Origin of the sequence: Paenibacillus sp. RRE4, from assembly GCF_031844205.1 — a bacterium.
Taxonomy (GTDB): Bacteria; Bacillota; Bacilli; order Paenibacillales; family Paenibacillaceae; genus Paenibacillus; species Paenibacillus xylanexedens_B.
This window is the reverse complement of sequence record NZ_JAUZUT010000004.1, coordinates 141152-157315: the sequence shown is the minus strand read 5'-3', so window position 1 is coordinate 157315 and position 16164 is coordinate 141152. Positions and strand designations below refer to the sequence as shown.

The window sequence follows — 16164 nt, the reverse complement described above, 5'->3', positions numbered from 1 at the left end:
ATAAAACTTCAAAAAAGTTACGCTTAACTCATGTAATGATTTCTCGATCTGGATTTCTCGATCTCTATTTATCCTAGCATGGGGCTTCCCATCTGGCAAATAGCCCCAGATACTCTGAGAGCAAAAAAAGACTCCCGGATATACTAATCCAGGAGTCTTGTCTTCTGTTTTCATTAACCAAAACGCCCCATAATATATTCCTGCGTCAAGCGATTGTCCGGGTTAGTAAAAATGTGCTCCGTCTCACCGTGCTCAACCAGACTGCCCAAATAAAAATAAGCTGTATAATCCGAGATGCGTGCAGCCTGTTGCATGTTATGGGTAACGATAACGATGCGTAGCTCCTGCTTCAGCTCGGAGATCAACTCCTCCACTTTACCCGTAGATACAGGGTCAAGCGCAGATGCAGGCTCGTCAAGTAATAGGATCTGTGGGTCTACAGACAACGCGCGAGCAATACAGAGACGCTGTTGCTGTCCACCTGAAAGTGCCAAGGCTGAATCATGTAGCCTGTCTTTCACTTCGTCCCAGAGGGCAGCACGGCGCAAGCTCTTTTCCACAATTTCATCCAGTGCCTTCTTACTTTTCGTACCGCGGTAGCGGGGGCCAAATGCGATATTGTTATAAATAGACTTGTGAAAAGGGTTTGGCTTCTGCCACACCATGCCGATTTTCTGACGAAGCTTGATGACATCCGTCCCCGGTTCATTAAGGTCATTGCCGTCCATCCAGATGTGTCCTTCCGTACGGGACCCGGCAATCTCATCATTCATCCGGTTCAGAGAACGGAGGAATGTGGATTTGCCGCAACCGGACGGCCCAATCAGGGCCGTTACACTCGCTTCGGGGAAAGTCAGGCTGATCTGCTTCACGGCCTGAAAGTGCCCATAATATATGCTTAACTGTTCCGTACCAAATGGTATGGCCATGTGGATTTCCTCCTTATTTCGAAGCTGTCATACGGCGGTACACAACCCGGCCGATCCAGCGCGCGCTCAGATTGAATGCCAGTACCAGAATGACCAGCACGGCAGAAGCTCCTGCTGCAATTTCTTTGGAATCTGGCCCGATGCCTTCACTGTTGACTTTCCAGATGTGCACGGCCAGTGTTTCCGCAGGACGAAGCGGATTGATCGGTGATCTTGGACTTGTTGGATTCCAGTCCGTGAAGTCCAGCGGTGGACTACTCATACCCGCAGTGAACATCAGGGCCGCGGCTTCACCGAAGATCCGACCGGATGCCAGAATGGTGCCCGTAATCAAGCTTGGCAGTGCCACAGGCAACAGAATGGACGTAATGATCTTCCATTTGGACAAACCAAGAGCAAGTCCCGCTTCCTTCTGCTCTTTGGGAACGGCCCGGAAAGCCTGTTCTGTCGTCCGTACCATAAGCGGCAAGTTGAAAATCGCCAGTGCCATCGCACCCGATAAGAGTGAGAAGCCCAGTCCAAACGTATTTACGATCAGCAAAAGTCCGAACAAACCGATAACGATCGATGGGAAAGATGACAATACTTCGACAACCAGTCGAATGAAACTTGTAACTCGCCCCGGTTTGGCATATTCCGCCATATAAATGCCTCCGCCCCAGCCGAGCGGAATGGTGATGATCAACGTTAAGACAAGCAAGAAGATCGAGTTAAAGAGCTGCGGTCCAATGCCGCCGCCACCTTTGAGCAATTGCGGCGCACTCGTCAGGAAGTGCCAGTTAATCTGACCGACACCCCGGAACAGAATAAATCCGAGTAGACCGAGCAAAAGTACAACAATGAATAGAGCCAGAATCACAATGACTACTGTTGCAATTTTATCCGCTGTTTTTGGCTTCATTCTCATACCCGGTTCCTCCTTTCAAGCAGACGAACCAGAATGACAAAGACAAAGGTCATTACCAGCAGGACAAGCGCCATGCTCCACAATGCATTGTTATGAACAGAACCCATCGTGGTGTTACCCATACTCAGGGTGATTACACTCGTTAATGTTGAAGCGGACTCGAGCAGGGATGTCGGTACATGAGGCGCATTACCGATAACCATCTGCACAGCGAGTGCTTCACCGAATGCACGAGCCATACCGAGGACAATACCTGTCAGCAATGCAGGCAGTACCGTTGGAATGATTACACGATAAATCGTTTGCCAACGTGTCGCGCCAAGTGCGTAAGAAGATTCACGCAACCCCTTAGGCAAAGCTGACAACGCATCTGCCATAATACTCGTTACAGTAGGCAATATCATGACGGACAAAACAAGACATCCGGCTGCAATCCCGATTCCTGCTCCTCCAAAAATACTACGCAACATAGGAACAATTACGCTCAGACCGATAAATCCATACACGACAGATGGAATACCGGAAAGCAATTCAATTGCGGGTTGCAAAATCTTTTTACCTTTACCCGGTACAATCTCGGTCATAAAGAGAGCCGCACACAGACTCAGCGGACTCGCAATCAATGCAGCAAGCAAGGTGGTTGTAAAGGAACCCGTGATGAACGGCAATGCACCATAAACGCCAGGCTCACCTGTTGGATTCCACGTTTTCCCGAAAATGAACTCACGTACGCTCACGCCATCTTGGAAAAAGGTAGATAATCCTTTGGATGCGACAAAATATACGATGGAAAACATAACAACGATCAGGAAAACGACACATATCGACGTGTAGATCCGTCCCGTCCACTCTTCCCAGTAATGTTTCTCTCTCAAGGGCCGGCGTGGTTTCAGTTTATTGTTCATTACCGTTCCCCCTTCGGTCTGTTCCATAACAACCATCCTTCTATAGTAGAATTAGTGCAAAATATGGGATAATTCCTGAGCAAACCGCGCAAAGAGGCAGGACCTGGGTCCGCCTCTTTCGCTGTATGCGCAAGTTCAAAGAATGTTACTGAGTCACATTACCTGCTGCATCGCGTTTTACTTTCATGCCGGATACCGGAATGTAGCCCAGTTCCTTAACGTCATTTTGTTGAACTTCATCGCTCAGCATGTAGTCGAGGAATGCTTTAGTTGCTGCATCCGGCTCACCTTTTGTATACATGTGTTGGTAAGCCCACACTGGATACGTTCCTGCTTCTACGTTCTCAACTGTAGCTTCAACACCGCCGTATTTCAGAACTTGCAAGCTATCATCCAGGTAAGAAAGAGCCAGGTAACCAATTGCTCCTGGAGTCTCGGATACCAGTTTCTTAACTGTACCGGAGGAATCTTCCTGGATCGAACCTTGGATATCTTCTACTTTCGTTCCCAGCGCAAAGTTCTCGAAAGTTGCGCGCGTACCGGAGCTACCTGGACGGTTAACGATAACGATGGCTTGATCTTTACCGCCAACATCTTTCCAGTTCGTGATTTTACCGGAGAAAATATCTACCAGTTGTTCTTTCGTCAAATCCGTAACACCTGCATCTTTGTTGCTCACTGGTGCAATCGCTACAACTGCTACTTGGTGGTCAACGAGTTCTTTTGCTTTTGCTTCGTCTTTCAACTTCTCTTCAGCAAATACGTCAGAGTTACCGATAGTTGCTTGTCCTTCGGAAACTTGTGTCAGGCCCGTACCACTACCGCCACCTTGCACTTGTACCATTACGTTCTTATATTGATCAACTGCCATAAATTTTTGTCCAGCTTGCTCTACCAGAGGCTGCAGTGCTGTTGATCCAACAGCTAGAATATTACCGCTGAGTTCAGTAGCAGTATTTTCTCCTGATCCATTACTTGCGGCACCATCTGTAGTACCAGCGTCGTTTTTCGATCCGCATGCTGCAAGCACCAGTACGAACGTTAAGGTCATCAAAATAAACGGCAACTTTTTAAACATTTTTTGTTTTCCTCCCCCAATGTAGTGATGGCGTTTTGTGAATTTGTGTGATCACCATCAACTCTTTTATCATTGTAGTTTCGGTATGTCATCTGAAAATCAATGTTTTGTAAACGCAATGTTAAAAATGTGGGCTAGGGATAAAATACGAAACATATTTTTGTGCGCTGGGAGCCGCTTCGGGAACGGACGTTGTTTCAATCGCTGTTACCCCCGGATATATTTGATTGTATATTTAAGAGGAATATATCCGGGGATAAAGGCGAACGCTCCGCTTTTCCACAATCGTTCCGTTCCCTCCGCTGAGTCAGCGCTCTTCTGTTTCTAAAACATTTGATATCTCTAGCCAAGGGTCGGGGCAAGGAAAGAACCACTTGCGTGCAAGCCGTTCAGGTTAAGGATTGTTCTTTCAATTGCTGATGTCTCTGACAAAGGAGGGCGCTTCGCTTCTATAGAAGCAATTCCGTCTCCTTCACTTGATCACTTCGTTGGTTTCTTCTATATAAGAGAACCACGGAAACTGCATTCTAGAGACAAAAAACAAAAAAGACCATCTCAACGGATGTGTTTAACACATCTGATGAGAACAGCCTTTTTTGAATCATAACTTTTTTAAAATTCATAATTATCCCAGAATCCACAACCATAGAGCTAATCCAACCAATGTAATCAACAATGTTGGAATGGTTAGGATAATGCCTGCCTTGAAATAATATCCCCATGTAATCTTAACGCCCTTGCGAGACAATACATGTAGCCATAACAAGGTTGCGAGCGACCCGATTGGCGTCATCTTTGGACCCAGATCAGAGCCAATGACATTGGCATAGATCATGGCTTCCTTTACGATACCCTCCGTGTGTGCACCCTGAATGGCGAGCAAATTGATTAGTACCGTCGGTAAATTGTTCATCACGGATGATAATACCGCAGCGATCAGGCCCATACCTAGGGATGCTGCGAACAGACCATAATCAGCTATAGCATCAAGCCAGCTACTCAGATGATCCGTTAAACCGGCATTACGCAAACCATAAACAACAATGTACATCCCTACCGAGAAGACAACAATAGACCAAGGGGCTTCCTTAACCACCCTTTTCAAATCCACTGCGTCACTCTTGCGTGCAAGTATACCGAAAAGTAGAGCCACCGCACCTACAATAACCGAGACGGGAATAGGGAGGAATTCACTGGAAGCGTACGCTACAAGCAACAGCCCCAGCATAAACCATGCAATCTTGAATACCCGTGGATCACGGATGGCTTCCTTGGGGTCACGAGCGGCCGTGACATCATACGTCTGCGGGATGCTTTTACGATAAAACAAAAACAGCATCGCCGTACTCGCAGCAATAGAGAACAGATTAGGCACCAACATGCGTACCGCATACTCTACAAATGTAATGCCAAAGAAATCGGCAGAAACAATATTCACCAAATTGCTGACCACGAGTGGCAATGAGGTCGTATCCGCGATGAAACCACTTGCCATGACAAATGCCAGCACCATGCGCTCATCAAACTTCAAAGCACGAACCATTGCCAGCACAATCGGCGTCAGAATCAGCGCTGCACCATCATTGGCAAACAAGGCAGACACTGCGGCCCCCAGAAAAATAGAATAGAGGAATAATTTTCGTCCGTTACCTCCGGCCAGCCGGGCCATATGGAGGGCAGCCCACTCGAAGAATCCGGTCTCGTCCAAAATCAATGAAATCATAATAATGCCAACAAAGGCCAGCGTAGCATTCCATACAATTGAGGCCACATCCGAAGCATCATTGAAACTAACTACTCCTGCTGCCAGGGCAAGGATAGCTCCTCCTGAAGCGCTCCAGCCAATCCCGATGCCACGAGGCTGCCAGATCACCATCGTAATGGTCAAAACAAATATTAATATTGCTACATATACCATAGTTCCTCCTGCTGTCCTGACTCAATATGCTTATTGATCATTACATATTTAAAATACATCGCACAATTGCCCGTAAGAACCAGACGATATATTTATACAGGGCTGCAAGAGGAATGTCTATATTTATTTTTTTCTATTATTTTGATAATGGTCGGTTGAACCTTTGCGCTCAGGATTTGCTGTTATCTTTTGCGGGATCATCCATCATTTTGAACATACCCAGCAAACCTTGTAACTGTTCAGCCATACTATTCAAATGTGCAGAGGACGACGCGATTTCCTCAACAGAAGCCAGTTGTTCTTGCGATGAAGCTGATACAGATTCGGTGCTCGCCGCAGATTCCTGAGTGACGTTCGAAATGTCCGTCATCGTTTGAGCCACATGGGAGGCACCCTTCTCCAATTGTTTCGTCGTTTCGGTTAGTTCATCCAGCGTATGAACAGCATCCTCCACCGCTTCACGGATTTGGGCGAAGGATTTTCCGGACGTATTCACAGCCTGTATCCCCTCACCGACGCGGCTTTGGGCGGCATTCATCGCTGTCAGGGCAGAGTCCATGTCCTGACGAATATTATGCACAAGTTCACCAATCTGAGCCGCGGAACTACCCGATTCTTCAGCCAGCTTACGTACCTCTCCAGCTACGACTGCAAACCCACGTCCTGCATCCCCTGCTCTAGCTGCTTCAATAGATGCATTCAGTGCAAGGAGGTTGGTCTGTTTCGAGATAGACGCAATGACATCAACCATACTACCGATCTCAACTGAACGGGCGTTAAGGGACTGCACAACATCTCCTAACTGTTCTACCGTTTCTTGGATGATATTCATCTGTTCAACAGCCTCTCCCGCTGCTTCATTCCCTGAAGATGCTGCCCCGGAAGTATTTCGCATCGCTGTAGTGATGGATTGTACACGCTCTGACATCTGACGAACATCTTCTGCCATACGGCTCATCTGTCCAGAACCATCTTTCACACTATTCACTTGTTGCTCTGCACCCTCGGCCAGTTCTTGGATCGCCATCGTTGAATGTTCGATGGCTTTGGTTGTTTGGTCTGCACTCGCAGACAACTCTTGTGAAGAAGCGGATACTTGCTCTGCCGTTTCCTGCACACCCAGAATCATCATCCGTAAATTATCCACCATACGTTCAAAGTACTTCGCTAGTTCACCCACCTCATCTTTACGTTTGCTATCCATCTTCACGGTCAGATCACCTTTGCTGACTGCTCGGGCCGATTCTTGCAGACGTTTGATCGGACGAATCATGGAACGCGTAAACCAGATAATAAAGATAACAGCCAGGAACACAGAAGCCAGTAGAACAATAAGCGTAGCTAATCGAATTTCCTTACTTGCGTCGGTGACTTCACTCTTGAACATCGTACCTGCAATTTTCCAACCGGTTGCTTCATTGGTAGAGAAGATCATTGTTTTGGCGCGGCCTTCGTAATCATAGTCAAATTGACCTTCCTTGCCATCATACATCTGATCCAACACACCGCTTTTTTCTTGTGTACCTACTTCTTGCACAGGAGAAACAACAACATTTTTATCTTTATCCAGGATAATAACATATCCTTCTTTGCCCACCTTAATCGAAGCCTGATCCCTTAGATCCGTCAAATCAAGTGACAAGCCAATTACAGCCGATTGATCCTTAAGCGTTTTGGAAATAAAAACAACCGCTACGCCATCTGTGTTTTTGGTAACAGGTGAAACGGCTACTGCACCCGGATTAGCCATCGCCAGCTTATACCACTCACGCTCTCTTGGATCAAAAGCTTCCCCTCGAAGACTGCTAGCTGTTGGTTTTCCGCGAACCATGACTCCTTCTGTCGTTCCTACAAAAATATTCAAAGCATCTGGATGTAGTCCCAGATACTGAGCAAGCTTGGCTTGGAGCTCTGTGCTATCATTTTCTCCTTTGATCAAGGACGAATCGAGTGAATCCGAGAAGAAATTGATGTCAAAAATTTTGCTGTTGACCTGACTTTCTATCATCTTATTGGCTGTACTTACACTCTGCAGAGCACTCTCATTCAGCTGCCCTTGTACCGTATCTTCCGCGATATACAAAGATACTAAGCCAATTGCCAAACTTGGCACCAAGAGAACAACCAAAAACGAAACGAGCATTTTATTTCGGATATTCCAGACAAAAGCTTTCTTTTTACTTTTCTTTTTGTTCTTAGTCTCTTTCAATCGTTTCTCCCCCTTGTATTATGTCACCATGCTCCCAGATATGTATGAACTTCTATTGGTCTATACTATATATCGGCTAATGAAGAGGATTTTTTGAATGAAAATAGAGTTCACGACAAACAAGCCACTTCAAGGGGACAGTGACTTGTGCTGTAATGTTATGTTGAATATCCGTTTTTAGTATACGGGTGAATGGCAGTTATCTCGCTGCTCTGTACGATGGACCTGAGTATGGACCGTCAGGAGGCTGTGCTGCGGGTTTACCAAAATAATATCCTTGTGCAAGTTCAATCCCAACCGAACGGCAGAATTCAAACTCCTCCATTCGTTCGACCCCCTCGGCAAGCACTTTGCCTCCAAATCGATTGGATAAGTGAACAATGTTCCTGATCTTCTGCTGTTTCACTTCATCCTGATCACAATAGTCGATCAGGCTGCGATCAATTTTCACAAAATCAGGCTCCAAGCGGTTCATTAGTTCGATCGTCGAAAATCCCGCACCTACATCATCCAATGCTACGGACATACCGCGAGAGCGATAGACCTCAAAAATATGCTGCAACGTAGACAGTTGCTGGATCTGTTCCGTTTCCACGACTTCAAAAACGAAATCTTTCGGATCGAGCGAGAGACGTTCTATCGCCTCAAATGTATGTGTCAGGCAATATTCAGGGTTATAAATAGAGGAAGGCAGGAAATTAACAAAACGTTTCACACCGCGAGGCAGATATTTGGCACTTGTCTCAATGGCCTTAATACGGGCAGTGCGATCCAGAAACGAGTGCAGTCCCGTTTCGCGAGCAACTTCAAACAATTCATAGGAACTAAATGCTCTTCCATGCTCGGCCGGACGAAGCAAAAACTCATATCCGATAATGCACTCTGAGGCATCTACAATCGGTTGCATATAACTGGTAAACTGGCGCTCTAAAATAGTAGAAACGATATCAGCATATTTGATTCTGGCGTGCTGCATGGATAGACTAATCCACTCATTCTCAAGATCATCCGTGAGCGGATCGGTAGCGAATTTTAACTGAACGGCCAAGGAAATCGCTAATAACTTCTCCATCTCTATAATCTCTTCCATCCGATCTTGCAACTCCTGTACATCTGAAAAATGGAACCAAAGCATCTTTTCTGAATAATCAACATGCCTTCCCTTGGTTTGCAGCGCTTCCAGCAAAGCAGGGGAGACGGGACGCAGGTACACTGTACCTTGGCCCTCTATCGGATAGATTGGACTGCAGCCACTGCAATTCATATAGAACCCCCTTGCCATTTTATCAAGCTACATCATTAATGTTACCAAGTTTTATACCCAAAGTTTGTAAATAGTATATCATGGGTCCAGCAATTAATCTCTAATGTTTTAATGACTTCCTATATGACGCATATAGAAACATTTATATTCTTTCTTGCCACAAAAAAGACCAGCAGTCTGATGACTGCCAGTCTCTCGTCTATACCCTTTATTAGACTCTATGAAGCAGGAATGACAATTTTTTGTCCAACTTTCAGGTTATACACATTTGTGATTTTGTTTGTATTGGCAAGTACACGCCAGTCCACACCATATTTTAAACCGATGCGATACAGGTTGTCCCCTTTTTGCACCACATATACGACTTTGTGGTTCGTCGCTGGTTTCTCCGGCTGTGGTTTTGGTGCTGGCGTAGGTTTTGGTGTCGGCGCTGGAGTTGGTTCAGGTTTCGGTGTCGGAGCCGGACTTGGTTCAGGTTTTGGAGTTGTTGCCGCCTCACCTGTCAGTTTCAATCCGTACTCTGCGAACCCGTCTTTATTGGTACCAATAAAGGACATGGCCGGATTCGCTTCCACCAGATCTTTCGCATCCGGGGAAGAAGCAAATACCACCTCAAGGTCATTCAGCGCTGCCGCTGTTACACCAGCAGAAGGTTTAATTGGTGCCAGTGACCAGTTGCCATCCGCTGTCGGGTTAATCGTTTTGTTCTCACGGATATAGTCGATAATCACTTGACGGTTCTCATCCGGTGCAGCCAGAACGATACGTTTACCATCCGGGTTAGCCAATTTGGATGAAGATGCACGATAGTTATTCGTTGCTACGATGAACTTTTGTGCTGGATCTACTGGCTTGCCTTCGAAGCTCAAGTTTTTGATCCGGCTGGCCGATGCATTAACCACTGTCGCTTTGCTATCGTACTTAGCCGGTTGTGTGACATCAATCTGGTAGGTTACACCATCGATAACATCAAAGTTATACGTTGGGAAATCCATATTAATTAATTGTTGCTGACCGCCTTTAGCCGGATCGATCTGGTTAAATTGGCCTGCTGACCATTCTAACCACTCTTTCAACTCAGCACCGTTCACCATGACAGCGTGAACCGTGTTTGGATATACATAAAGGTCTGCCACGTTTTTGATCGCAATTGTACCTTTAGGAATGTTGGTGTAGTAAGACGCACCGGAACGTCCACCTGCTTTGAAAGGTGCACCCGCAGACAGGACTGGGACATTCTCATAGTCAGTGCCTTGCAGTTTCTTTTCTACGTACCATTTCTGTGCATTCGTTACGATCTGAATGGATGGGTCATCCTGCACCAGAGCGAAGAAGCTGTTGATCGGTGCTGTCGTTTCGCCAACCGGACCACGTACATATTCCAGTGTGCCCTCGTGCTCGTCATGGACAGCATCAACAATTGCCTGATCCGCATCTACAAGCGGTTTTTTGTTTGCTGTATCGTAGATTGGACGTGCTTCTGTTTTGGAATCAACCACTTTCCATTTGCCGTCCACTTGCTCCAGGTCCAGATCAATGATTCCGAGGTGGTCACCCCAGAAGCCTGGCTCTACAGCAGGAACTCCATTAATTGTGCCTTTCTCCAGATCTACTCCCTTTTTGCCTTGGAAATCTGCACTAGGGAATACTTTGTGGGCATGTCCAAACAGAATGGCATTAATGCCTTCCACCTGGCTCAGGTAGAGCACGGAGTTCTCCATCAGGTCGGTTTGCGGAATATCTTCAAATCCCGAGTGAGGGATTGCTACGATAATGTCCGCACCTTCGGCCTTCATCTTTGGAATGAATTTTTTCGCAGTAGCGATGATATCCTTGGCAATGACCTTACCTTGAAGGTTGGCACTGTCCCATTGCATGATTTGCGGCGGCACAAAGCCAATCACACCCACTTTAATGGTATGCTCCTTGCCATTTTCATCCGTTACTTTTTTGTCCAAAATTTTATAAGGCGTGAAATAGTTTTTGTCATTTGTTTCATCTTGATCCCCGTCGTCTACATAAACATTCGCGTTAACGTAAGGGAAGTTCGCTCCCTCCAATGTCATGTCGAGGAAATCCAGACCATAGTTGAATTCATGGTTACCGATGTTGCCTGCGTCATAATCGAGCAGATTCATCGCTTTATATACAGGGTGAGTTTCACCCTTTTTCAAGGGATCAATCTTCGCAACATAGTCTCCCATCGGGTTACCCTGGATCAAGTCACCGTTGTCGAACAACAGGCTGTTCTTCGCTTCCGCACGGGCTTTTTTGATCAGTGTAGCCGTCTTGGCCAGTCCATATTGATCCGTCGCTTTGTCTGAATAATAGTCGTAGTTGATCAGGTTGTCATGAATGTCTGTTGTTTCCATGATCCGCAATTTAACTTTGGCCGCATCGGCAGCCGATACAGGTACTGGAAATACCGCAAGCACGTTAAATGCAACGAAAGCGGCAGTCAGGCTTGATAACAACTTCTTGCTTTTCTTCAAAATAACCCCTCCCGGTTTATGTACATTAAATCATGCCATACCGCAAACACAGGCACAGAAAATAATAGATTTCATGGGTTGTGCGTACTGATGATCCAATGAACATTCATCGGTGTCTTCAGGTTAGTTTATCTCACATGAACATCTATTCATATCTGTGCGCGTATTTACATATCAAATCATAACGTAATGTTAAACCAAAGAAAAGCATTAATTTTTACGTTATCCGCACATAACTAGTCAAATTTACGTTTTCATGCGTGATTTCGACATATTTTGCAGTAGATAAGGAAGGTATTAGGGTATGTTTACTCAAAATCACGTATATTACATCACTGTTACATCAGGTACATATTTTACTGTTTTGGGACAAAATAAAAAACCGCGAAGCCTCAGAAAAGGCTTTCACGGCCGAACAATCTCTATACTTTTGTCGTCTGACAACGAGGTTTCGTCAAGATGATGTGGTGATTGGCTTACCTTGAAGCTATGCTGAATTTATTGCTCCCACACATGATGCTCATGGTCTTTACCTGTATATTCTATACGAGCAGGAGTAATATCCAAGATCACATAGTTGGGATCATTAGGTCCATCGAACCATGCTTTCAACTCATCATTCCACACTTGCTCACGCAAGGATTCGTTTTTCGTGACCTCACATGTGCCTTCGATCTCCACCACTTCCTTGGTGCCTCCAGCCTCGTAACCAAGCAGAAGACTAACATTCGGATTATTCTCCAGTTCCTCTACTTTGTGGGTCTGACGGTTGGTTGCCAGATGAATATTCAGCCCATCATTGAAAATAGCCATGTAACGGGATTTCGGCTTGCCATTCTCTACGGTGGAGAAACTGCAATACGGGTTATTTTCCAAAGCCTTTACAATGTTTTGTTCCAATTCGTTCTGGTTCATGGGAGTTGCTCCTTTCGGGATGGGGGATGTTTGATGAATTGTGTATAAGCGTTACGAGTACGGATCGTTCTTCCGATCGCTGTTATCCCCGGATTTATTATTGAATTTTTCTAATGGTAATAATCCGGTGATAAAGGCGAGCGCTTCGCTTCTTCCAAATCGATTCCGTTCTCTCCACTACGCACAATTCCTCAAAATTAGAGTTAGAGTTAGAATTAAAATTCAAAACAACGTGCGGTTAACTCGCTTCTTCAGAATCGATTTCGTCCCTTCCACTACCGCTGCAATTCTTTCATTGGTAGAAGCAGTTCAAAGCCCAAAAGCTTTAAAAACCTTCTAGGGTTAATTTAAAAATCTCTGTCTTTTAATCTAGACGACGATCTTCTAAATGTTACGTTGTACAGATACATCGTTAAGGACAGATGCCTTTTGGCTTTGCAAACGCCTGTACTTATAGTGTACCCGCCTCACCCATGATGAATCCCCGAACCAGAACATATACATGACAATTTTGAAAATATTATCTTAATTAAGGTCTCCAAGGTAAATGCGTTGCTCTCCCTTTTTCAATAGCAATTCACCGATGGTTTTGGGATACAGACGGATGTTTTGCAGTTCCTCAAGTGCAATCCATTCCACAGCAACCTGATGGTCATCCGGGTTAGAGCCTTCAAAGACCGAAGCTTCTGCATCAACAAGACTGCATTCGAAATAAAACTCCACCTGATGAATATCTGCATCCCACTCCGCAAACTCATGATTGGCACCGATGTATTCCCGGATATGTAATAGCTCACCTACCTGCACCGCCTGTCCAATCTCCTCCAGACACTCCCGTGCTACTGCATTCTTCAGTTCCTCACCCTTCTCCTGCCCACCACCAGGAAAAACATAAGCATCACCATAGTGATCTTGCAGACGAATCAGCAGCAAGCTGCCGTCTTGAACAATGACCGCTTTGGCCGAATTCCGTATGGGTTTCATGGTATACAACTCCTCCATTCTTCATCTTATCTCGCTTGATAAGCGGTCAGTGCAACGCTCTCAGCTTCCAGCATGCGACGAATCTCTTGCGCAAACGTAAGGGCGTGTGCTCCGTCACCGTGGATGCAAACTGTATCTGCCGTAATGGGAACCAAGGTTCCATCCGTAGATACGACCACTCCGTCTTTAACCATGCGAATCACCTGAGCCAGCGCTACTTCGGGTCGTTCTATGAGAGCACCTTCGTGACTGCGAGGCGTTAATTTTCCATCTGAAGTATACGTGCGATCTGCAAATACTTCATTCACGCCGCGAACACCGATTCGCTGAGCTGCCCTGATCAGCTCACTGCCTGCCAAACCATATAAATACAGCTCAGGCTGCACCCGATAAACCGCTTCGGCTATGGCCTCAGCGAGCTTCGAGTTGGTTGCCGCCATATTATAAAGTGCTCCATGTGGTTTCACATGATGAAGGCATCCTCCGCTGGCATGGACAAAAGCCTGCAAAGACCCCATCTGATACACCACCATATCATAGGCTTCCCGAGGCGTAATCTCCATATTTCTTCGGCCGAATCCCTGCAAATCAGGTAACCCGGGATGTGCGCCGATGGCTACCTGATGCGCAATTGCCCGTTCTACCGTCAGCCGCATGACGGAAGGATCTCCGGCATGGAATCCACAGGCAATATTGGCCGATGTGATTAGAGGCATCATGGCTTCATCAGAACTCATCATCGTCTGATAAGCTCCATAACTTTCACCGAGATCACAATTAATATCCAGCGTATATAAAGCAGTCATGATATCACCTCCATTTCTGCCATTTTCCTGCGTATCAGCTGATCCAGCAATCGCAAGTTCCGCTCTCGTAATATGTAGAGATCACGGGCCTCTTCATGCGTAATCTCTGCAAAAGAAATGCGGCTTCCGGGCCTGACCTGGGCCAGAATAGGCAGATCAACCGTAGCTACCTGTGCAATCACAGGATAACCTCCAATAGTCTGGTGATCTGCCATCAATACGATAGGTTGCCCATCCGCAGGTACCTGCACCGTGCCAAAGGTGACCGCCTCGGATAAACGATGCAATGGCCGAGCCAGCTCCAGCCGTGACCCCTGCATCCGATATCCCATACGATCAGAATGGGGAGAGATCATATAGTTTTCAGAAAAAAAGATTTTCAGACTCTCTTCTCTGAAGTACGAATAGTCTTGACCTTGCATCACTCGTATGACAGGTTTTTCGTAATAGTCAGGTCTCTCCTTCTCCGATAAAAACCATGCGGGAGCCACCATAGTTTGGTTGTCACCTAATTGCATCTCCATTACACTTATCCACTGTTGAACTTCATGCGAGATGCCTCCCGCATCCAGCGCATCTGCCGCACGCAGAGCCCTTCCATGAAAACCACCAAACCCGGTCTTAACATCCGTACTGCGGCTACCCATTACTTCTGGTACATCGATCCCCCCAGCAAACGCCAAATATGCACGCAGGCCATGCCGGCATGCACCAAATTTCAATACACTGCCAGCCCGTAACAGCACGGGTCGCCACAAAGGCACAGGCTGTCGATCTACTGTGGCACTGAGATCTGCACCACATAGCGAAATCAGTTGATTGGTTTGCATTTTCAGTTCTGGCCCGGACATCGTAATTTCAAGTACTGCATCGTGCCGAGAGTTACCGAGAAGTATATTGGCTACCCGGGCCGCGAACATATCCATAGAACCGCCCACCGGCACACCATAACGGCGATACCCTATTCTACCTTCATCCTGAACGGTTGTTAACAAGCCAGGACGAATGATCTGTATACTCATCCCTTCCCCTCCCTCCGCTCCAGTTCCAAGTATTCTGGCATCGTAATGGGCTTGAAACGAACAAAGTCCCCTGCTTCAAGCAGACTTGGAGGATTCGTTTCCGGACGGAAAAGACGGATAGGTGTCCGTCCAATACACTGCCAACCACCTGGTGTCGTTATCGGATAAATCCCCGTCTGAGAACCACCTATCCCCACCGTCCCCACCTCTACTTGAAGCCTCGGCGTTGCCCTCCTTGGTGTGGCTATTTGTTCGGGTAACCCACCCAAGTATGGGAAGCCAGGGGCAAAACCAATCATATGTACAAGGTAATCAACAGAAGAATGGATCGTAATGACTTCCTCTATTGTCAGGCCGTGTTCGTTAGCCACATATTCCAGATCCGGCCCAAACTCTCTGCCGTAACATACCGGAATCGTCACAATTCGGGTGGATTTCCTCAGATCATTCGGCTGTATCTTTTCATTGAGTTGACGCAGATGTTGTAGCAGAAGCCTGCTTGTTTCCTGATAAGACGATATCCAAGGATCGTAAAATAATGTGACGGACAAATACGAAGGTACCCATTCCACCGTAGCTGGCACAGATCCCTTTTCCAGAAGAGCACATACTGACATCACTCTCTGATGCACCCCATCCGACAAGGTATCGCCGCAACGAATCACTATTCCACACTCTCCTAGTGGAGATAACATGTCATCCGTCCAGTCATAAGTGATCGTGTTCATGGCCTCC

Annotated in this window: 13 protein-coding genes; all 13 read right to left on the bottom strand. The window is 46.4% G+C overall.

What is annotated here, in order from left to right:
* Positions 1 to 173 precede the first annotated feature (173 nt).
* The 13 genes from pstB to pxpB all read right to left on the bottom strand — a co-directional run bounded on the left by pstB (position 174) and on the right by pxpB (position 16157).
* Entirely contained in the window at positions 174 to 929 is a 756-nt protein-coding gene (gene pstB / locus Q9R46_RS20775) for a phosphate ABC transporter ATP-binding protein PstB (RefSeq protein WP_123065562.1), read from the bottom strand.
* Positions 930 to 942: 13 nt separating this feature from the next.
* Entirely contained in the window at positions 943 to 1830 is an 888-nt protein-coding gene (gene pstA, locus Q9R46_RS20770) for a phosphate ABC transporter permease PstA (protein ID WP_311281691.1), read from the bottom strand.
* Positions 1831 to 1832: 2 nt separating this feature from the next.
* Positions 1833 to 2741: a phosphate ABC transporter permease subunit PstC gene (gene pstC, locus Q9R46_RS20765; RefSeq protein WP_145334047.1), complete on the bottom strand. Its 909-nt coding sequence runs from the start codon at positions 2739 to 2741 to the stop codon at positions 1833 to 1835.
* Between the two features lie 145 nt (positions 2742 to 2886).
* On the bottom strand, positions 2887 to 3819 hold the full coding sequence (locus tag Q9R46_RS20760) for a phosphate ABC transporter substrate-binding protein (protein WP_311281603.1): 933 nt from the start codon (positions 3817 to 3819) through the stop codon (positions 2887 to 2889).
* A 625-nt stretch (positions 3820 to 4444) separates the two neighbouring features.
* The gene (locus Q9R46_RS20755; RefSeq protein WP_311281602.1) at positions 4445 to 5737 is read right to left on the bottom strand and encodes an arsenic transporter; all 1293 of its coding nucleotides are present in this window, start codon (positions 5735 to 5737) and stop codon (positions 4445 to 4447) included.
* 169 nt (positions 5738 to 5906) lie between these two features.
* A complete protein-coding gene (locus Q9R46_RS20750; RefSeq protein WP_311281601.1) occupies positions 5907 to 7946 on the bottom strand; it encodes a methyl-accepting chemotaxis protein in 2040 nt (679 codons plus the stop codon).
* A gap of 199 nt (positions 7947 to 8145) precedes the next feature.
* The gene (locus tag Q9R46_RS20745; protein ID WP_311281600.1) at positions 8146 to 9210 is read right to left on the bottom strand and encodes an EAL domain-containing protein; all 1065 of its coding nucleotides are present in this window, start codon (positions 9208 to 9210) and stop codon (positions 8146 to 8148) included.
* Between the two features lie 218 nt (positions 9211 to 9428).
* Positions 9429 to 11702 carry a bifunctional 2',3'-cyclic-nucleotide 2'-phosphodiesterase/3'-nucleotidase gene (locus tag Q9R46_RS20740; RefSeq protein ID WP_397386394.1) on the bottom strand — a complete coding sequence of 758 codons (2274 nt, stop codon included), beginning with the start codon at positions 11700 to 11702 and terminating at the stop codon, positions 9429 to 9431.
* A 498-nt stretch (positions 11703 to 12200) separates the two neighbouring features.
* On the bottom strand, positions 12201 to 12617 hold the full coding sequence (locus Q9R46_RS20735; RefSeq protein WP_090918752.1) for a pyridoxamine 5'-phosphate oxidase family protein: 417 nt from the start codon (positions 12615 to 12617) through the stop codon (positions 12201 to 12203).
* A gap of 525 nt (positions 12618 to 13142) precedes the next feature.
* A complete protein-coding gene (locus Q9R46_RS20730; protein ID WP_311281599.1) occupies positions 13143 to 13601 on the bottom strand; it encodes an NUDIX domain-containing protein in 459 nt (152 codons plus the stop codon).
* Between the two features lie 26 nt (positions 13602 to 13627).
* Positions 13628 to 14407, bottom strand: coding sequence for a LamB/YcsF family protein (locus tag Q9R46_RS20725; protein ID WP_311281598.1), 780 nt, complete (start codon positions 14405 to 14407; stop codon positions 13628 to 13630).
* A complete protein-coding gene (locus Q9R46_RS20720) occupies positions 14404 to 15429 on the bottom strand; it encodes a 5-oxoprolinase subunit C family protein (RefSeq protein WP_311281597.1) in 1026 nt (341 codons plus the stop codon). The genes Q9R46_RS20725 and Q9R46_RS20720 overlap by 4 nt, the downstream gene beginning before the upstream one ends.
* Entirely contained in the window at positions 15426 to 16157 is a 732-nt protein-coding gene (gene pxpB / locus Q9R46_RS20715) for a 5-oxoprolinase subunit PxpB (protein WP_311281596.1), read from the bottom strand. The genes Q9R46_RS20720 and pxpB overlap by 4 nt, the downstream gene beginning before the upstream one ends.
* Between the last annotated feature and the right edge of the window lie 7 nt (positions 16158 to 16164).

What these genes read in the sequence shown, in the direction of transcription:
- pstB (WP_123065562.1), bottom strand. Translation starts at nt 929, where the DNA reads ATGGCCATACCATTTGGTACGGAACAGTTAAGCATATATTATGGGCAC.
- pstA (WP_311281691.1), bottom strand. Translation starts at nt 1,830, where the DNA reads ATGAAGCCAAAAACAGCGGATAAAATTGCAACAGTAGTCATTGTGATT.
- pstC (WP_145334047.1), bottom strand. Translation starts at nt 2,741, where the DNA reads ATGAACAATAAACTGAAACCACGCCGGCCCTTGAGAGAGAAACATTAC.
- Q9R46_RS20760 (WP_311281603.1), bottom strand. Translation starts at nt 3,819, where the DNA reads ATGTTTAAAAAGTTGCCGTTTATTTTGATGACCTTAACGTTCGTACTG.
- Q9R46_RS20755 (WP_311281602.1), bottom strand. Translation starts at nt 5,737, where the DNA reads ATGGTATATGTAGCAATATTAATATTTGTTTTGACCATTACGATGGTG.
- Q9R46_RS20745 (WP_311281600.1), bottom strand. Translation starts at nt 9,210, where the DNA reads ATGAATTGCAGTGGCTGCAGTCCAATCTATCCGATAGAGGGCCAAGGT.
- Q9R46_RS20735 (WP_090918752.1), bottom strand. Translation starts at nt 12,617, where the DNA reads ATGAACCAGAACGAATTGGAACAAAACATTGTAAAGGCTTTGGAAAAT.
- Q9R46_RS20730 (WP_311281599.1), bottom strand. Translation starts at nt 13,601, where the DNA reads ATGAAACCCATACGGAATTCGGCCAAAGCGGTCATTGTTCAAGACGGC.
- Q9R46_RS20725 (WP_311281598.1), bottom strand. Translation starts at nt 14,407, where the DNA reads ATGACTGCTTTATATACGCTGGATATTAATTGTGATCTCGGTGAAAGT.
- Q9R46_RS20720 (WP_311281597.1), bottom strand. Translation starts at nt 15,429, where the DNA reads ATGAGTATACAGATCATTCGTCCTGGCTTGTTAACAACCGTTCAGGAT.
- pxpB (WP_311281596.1), bottom strand. Translation starts at nt 16,157, where the DNA reads ATGAACACGATCACTTATGACTGGACGGATGACATGTTATCTCCACTA.